The organism is Bradyrhizobium sp. (genome assembly GCF_049691595.1).
Lineage (GTDB): Bacteria > Pseudomonadota > Alphaproteobacteria > Rhizobiales > Xanthobacteraceae > Bradyrhizobium.
Genome location: NZ_JBAVNZ010000530.1, coordinates 1 through 4,262, shown reverse-complemented (window position 1 = coordinate 4,262; position 4,262 = coordinate 1). Strand labels below are relative to the sequence as shown.

5 protein-coding genes are annotated in these 4,262 nt (G+C 64.5%); 3 read left to right on the top strand and 2 right to left on the bottom strand.

The features are described from left to right. The coding region (locus WCE35_RS21460; RefSeq protein ID WP_424595324.1) for an LLM class flavin-dependent oxidoreductase at positions 1 to 1,103 on the bottom strand (1,103 nt) is incomplete at its 3' end. A gap of 57 nt (positions 1,104 to 1,160) precedes the next feature. Next, complete coding sequence (locus WCE35_RS21455) at positions 1,161 to 1,787, bottom strand: carboxymuconolactone decarboxylase family protein (RefSeq protein ID WP_424595323.1); 627 nt, start codon at positions 1,785 to 1,787, stop codon at positions 1,161 to 1,163. A 170-nt stretch (positions 1,788 to 1,957) separates the two neighbouring features. Between WCE35_RS21455 and WCE35_RS21450 the strand changes: the two genes are divergently transcribed. The 3 genes from WCE35_RS21450 to WCE35_RS21440 form a co-directional block, all read left to right on the top strand. Beyond that, positions 1,958 to 3,349 (top strand): M20 family metallopeptidase, encoded by a 1,392-nt coding sequence (locus WCE35_RS21450; protein ID WP_424595322.1) that lies wholly within the window; start codon positions 1,958 to 1,960, stop codon positions 3,347 to 3,349. 131 nt (positions 3,350 to 3,480) lie between these two features. Further along, positions 3,481 to 3,930 (top strand): hypothetical protein, encoded by a 450-nt coding sequence (locus WCE35_RS21445; RefSeq protein WP_424595321.1) that lies wholly within the window; start codon positions 3,481 to 3,483, stop codon positions 3,928 to 3,930. Then, on the top strand, positions 3,927 to 4,262 hold a 336-nt coding region (locus WCE35_RS21440), incomplete at its 3' end, for an alpha/beta fold hydrolase (RefSeq protein WP_424595320.1). The genes WCE35_RS21445 and WCE35_RS21440, both read left to right, overlap by 4 nt.

Below are 4,262 nucleotides of genomic sequence, written 5' to 3'. Positions count from 1 at the left end.
CCGATGCCGCCGATGCCGACATGTTCGGCGACCTCGCGCACGGTCCAGACCCGGTCCGGATCGGCGCGGGTGATGTTGTCCATCGCGGTGCGGCCGGCATCGTTCTGGACGTGGCGGACCTGCTGGTCGAGATCGTAGGTCGAGAAATCGACGCCGGTCCAGCCCGACATCAGCGTCAGCGCGCCCTCGGCGCTGATGTGACTGATGTAGTCGGCGTATTTCGCGGCCGCCTCGGCCTCGGTGCGGCCGAGTATGATGGTGAACATGCTGAACATCAGGATTTCAGCCGGGTTGCGCCCGGCCTTCGCGGCGAGTTCACGAATCGCGGCGACCCGCGGCGCGATGATCCTGGCCGATGGTCCCGACATGAACACGCATTCGGCGTGTTCGGCGGCGAACTGCCGTCCGCGCGGCGAGGTGCCGGCCTGGTAGAGCACCGGGGTGCGCTGCGGCGACGGCTCGCTCAAATGAATGGCGTTGAGCCGGTAGTTATCGCCCTCATGCTCGATGCGATGCACCTTGGCAGGATCGGCAAAGATGCCGCGCGCGCGGTCGCGCAGCACCGCATCGTCCTCCCAGCTTGCTTCCCAGAGCTTGTAGACCAGCTCCATATATTCATCGGCGATGTCGTAGCGGTCGTCATGGGCGGTTTGCCTGTCCTTGCCGGCGCCGCGGGCGGCGCTGTCGAGATAGCCGGTCACCACGTTCCAGCCGACCCGGCCCTCGGTCAGATGGTCCAGCGTCGACATCCGCCGCGCGAACGTATAGGGCGGCTCGAACGACAGATTGCTGGTGACGCCAAAGCCGAGATGTTCGGTCACCGCCGCCATCGCCGGGATCAGCATCAGCGGCTCGTTGGCGGGCGTCTGCGTGGCGTTGCGCAGCGCCGCGTCCGGGCTCGAGCCGAACACGTCATAGACGCCGAGCACGTCGGCCAGAAACAGGCCGTCGAACCGTCCGCGTTCCAGCGTCCTGGCGAGATCGAGCCAGTACGGCAGCCGGTTATAGTCGATGGTGCGGTCGCGCGGATGGGTCCACAGTCCCGGCGACTGGTGCGCCACGCAGTTCATGGCAAAGGCGTTGAGCCGGATTTCTTTCTTCATCTCGAGCAACCTTCATGCGCGGCGCTATCGCCGCGCGGCAATGTTGGAAACACGAGCCTATCGCCCGGCCTGCTTGAAGGGCAACTGCTCGCCGGCGGGCGGCGCGACGCGCGCGACGTTCAGCGTCATCGACACCACGTCGTAATAGCCGTTGACCCCGATCAGGTCCATGACGCCCTGTTCGCCGAATTTGTCGACGGCCTTGGCGTAGATCGCGTCATCGACGCCGTGGTCGCGGCGCAGCTGCGTGGTGAACTCCCAGACGATGGCTTCGTCGTCCTTCATGTTGTCGGGTTTGCGCCCGGCGCCGATCGCGGCGACGATGGCGGGATCAAGACCGGCCTTGAGCGCCAGCGGCGCGTGGGCGTACCACTCATATTGCGAGCCCCAGAACTGCGCGGTCATGAGGATCGCCATCTCGTTGACGCGCTTGTCGAGCGAAGTGTTGAAACGGAGATATTCGCCGACCTTCTGCAGCCGATCCGCCAGTTCCGGACTGCGCAGCCAGGCGTTGAACGGGCCCCTCAATCCTTGCCTCGGTCCGGACATGATGGCATCCGCGACGGCGCGCTGGGCCGCCGTCATCTTGTCGAGCGGTATTTCCGCCATGCGTTCGCCGGTCAATGCCAGCGCGGAACCGGCAAACAGCAGGCAGATCGCAGACGCGCGCAGGATCGTTTTCATCGAGGGCCTCCCGGATATCGCCCGGTCGGATGCCGGGCTCTTGTCCGAAATTGTTGGGCATTTCGGCGGATTTTAGCAAGGCCAATTCGGCGGACGTCATGGCACTTCCAGCCGCCGTCGTATCTCGATACGTTGGAGCATCGCACATTCGCAACCGCGAAAGGAAGACGATGGCGACAAGAGCCGACGCGATTGCGAAAGCGCGAGCGCAGCTTCATTCCGGCGAATTTCTCGCCGAGCTCGGCCGCAGGGTCGGATATCAGACCGAAAGCCAGAACGCCAACCGGCGCGACGCGTTGCGCGCCTATCTCGAGGACGAGCTCAGGCCGGCATTTTCCGCGCTCGACTTCATGACCAGATTGATCGAGTCGCCGACCGGCAAGGGCCCCTTCCTGCTGGCGCATTACCGCGAGGACGCCGCGCGCCCGACCCTTCTCAGCTACGGCCACGGCGATGTCGTCGACGGCATGGCCGGGCAATGGCGGGACAATCTCGATCCGTGGCAGACAACGACCAGGGGCGATCGCGTCTATGGCCGTGGCACCGCCGACAACAAGGGACAGCACAGCATCAACCTGTCCGCGCTTGCCGCCGTTCGCGAGGCGCGCGGCGGAAAACTCGGCTTCAACGCCAAATTCATCATCGAGACCGGCGAGGAGATCGGCTCGCCCGATTTGCGGCAGGTCTGCGAGTCCTTGCGCGATGAACTGGCCGCCGATCTGTTTCTGGCATCCGACGGGCCACGGCTTTCCGCCGATCGTCCCACGATATTCCTCGGCTGCCGCGGCGGCATCCGAATTCATCTCGACGTCAACCTGCGCGACGGCTCGCATCATTCCGGCAATTGGGGCGGCGTGCTGGCCAATCCGGCGACCATCCTGGCCAGCGCCATCGCCGCGCTGGTCGATGCCAACGGACGGCTGCAACTGGAGCAACTGAAGCCGCCGCGCCTTTCGAACCAGATCCGCGCTGTGCTTGCCGATGTCAAGATCGAGCCGATGGCCGATGAGCCGGCGCTGTCTCCTGGCTGGGGCGAGGAAGGCCTGTCGGCGGCCGAGCGGCTCTATGCCTGGAACACGCTGGAAGTGCTGGCGATGTCGTCGGGCAACATCGAAAAACCCGCCAACGCGATTCCGGGAAAGGCGCAGGCGGTTTTGCAGCTTCGCTTCGTCGTCGGCACGAAATATCTGGAAGTCGTCGATGCCGTGAGGGCGCATCTGCATGCCCGGGGTTTTTCGATGGTCGAGGTCAGCGCGGCGCAGAGCTTTGCCGCCTCGCGCACCGATTTCGACAGTCCATGGGTCAACTGGACGGCGGAGTCGATCCGCCAGACCACCGGCAAGGCGCCGGCGATCCTGCCGAATTTCGGCGGCTCGCTGCCGAACGATGTGTTTGCCGATGGGCTCGGCCTGCCGACGATATGGGTGCCGCATTCCTATCCCGGCTGCTCGCAGCACGCGCCCGACGAACACATTCTTCTCTCGGTTTCCGAGGAAGCGCTGGCGATCATGGCCGGTCTGTTCTGGGATCTCGGCGAGATGCCGCGCGCCTCCCCCAATTGAACGATGCAGAACGCGATCGGATTGATGACACCACAGCGCGACCGGATGGTGCCCTGCAAACGTGCCTTGCGATGACAGGGGCTTCAGGCCATCATAGGTCAGATCGGAAGTCCTTATCCGTTGATTTGCCAATGACGGCATCGCAGGACGCCTGCTTGAACCGCATCACGCAACCTTCGAATGCCAGTGCCGCCGCCGTGATCAAGGCGTTTGCCGGCATTCCCGCGCTCCTCGAACGGACGCCGGGGCTGGTTGCGCGCGGCCGGTTTCTCGATTGCGAGTGTCGGCTCGGGCCGATGGATCATCCGTTTCACGTCTCGATCCGGGCCGGGCGGATCGCCGACCTCGCGCCCGCACCGGCGTTGATGCGATCCTGGCGATTTTCATACTGCGCGTCGACCGCAGCCTGGACAGAATACTGGCAGGGCGTACCAAAACCGGGCTGGCACGACCTGCTGGCATTGACCAAACGCGGGGAGGCGGTGCTGGAGGGCGATCTGCATCCGTTCATGGCGCATCTGCAGTACTTCAAGGATCTGCTGGCGCTGCCAAGGCACCAATTCGCAGCGGTGCCGTCATGAGCGGTCATATCGAGGCGGCGGTCGGCCGCTACGTCCATGTCGAGATCGATGGCGAGGCGCACCGCATCTATTTCGATGAAAACGGCACCGGCATTCCGCTGGTGTGTCTGCACACCGCGGGCTCCGACGGGCGGCAGTGGCGGCATCTGCTCGCCGACCAGGCGTTCGCGAAGAATTTTCGCATCATCGCGTTTGACATGCCCTGGCATGGCAAATCGAATCCGCCCGCAAGCTGGAGCGGGGAAGAATACCGGCTCACCACCGCGCGCTACACCGCGACGATCCGCGCCTTCTGCCAGGCGCTGAAGCTGGACAAGCCCGTGGTGATGGGC

What these genes read in the sequence shown, in the direction of transcription:
- WCE35_RS21455 (WP_424595323.1), bottom strand. Translation starts at nt 1,787, where the DNA reads ATGAAAACGATCCTGCGCGCGTCTGCGATCTGCCTGCTGTTTGCCGGT.
- WCE35_RS21450 (WP_424595322.1), top strand. Translation starts at nt 1,958, where the DNA reads ATGGCGACAAGAGCCGACGCGATTGCGAAAGCGCGAGCGCAGCTTCAT.
- WCE35_RS21445 (WP_424595321.1), top strand. Translation starts at nt 3,481, where the DNA reads ATGACGGCATCGCAGGACGCCTGCTTGAACCGCATCACGCAACCTTCG.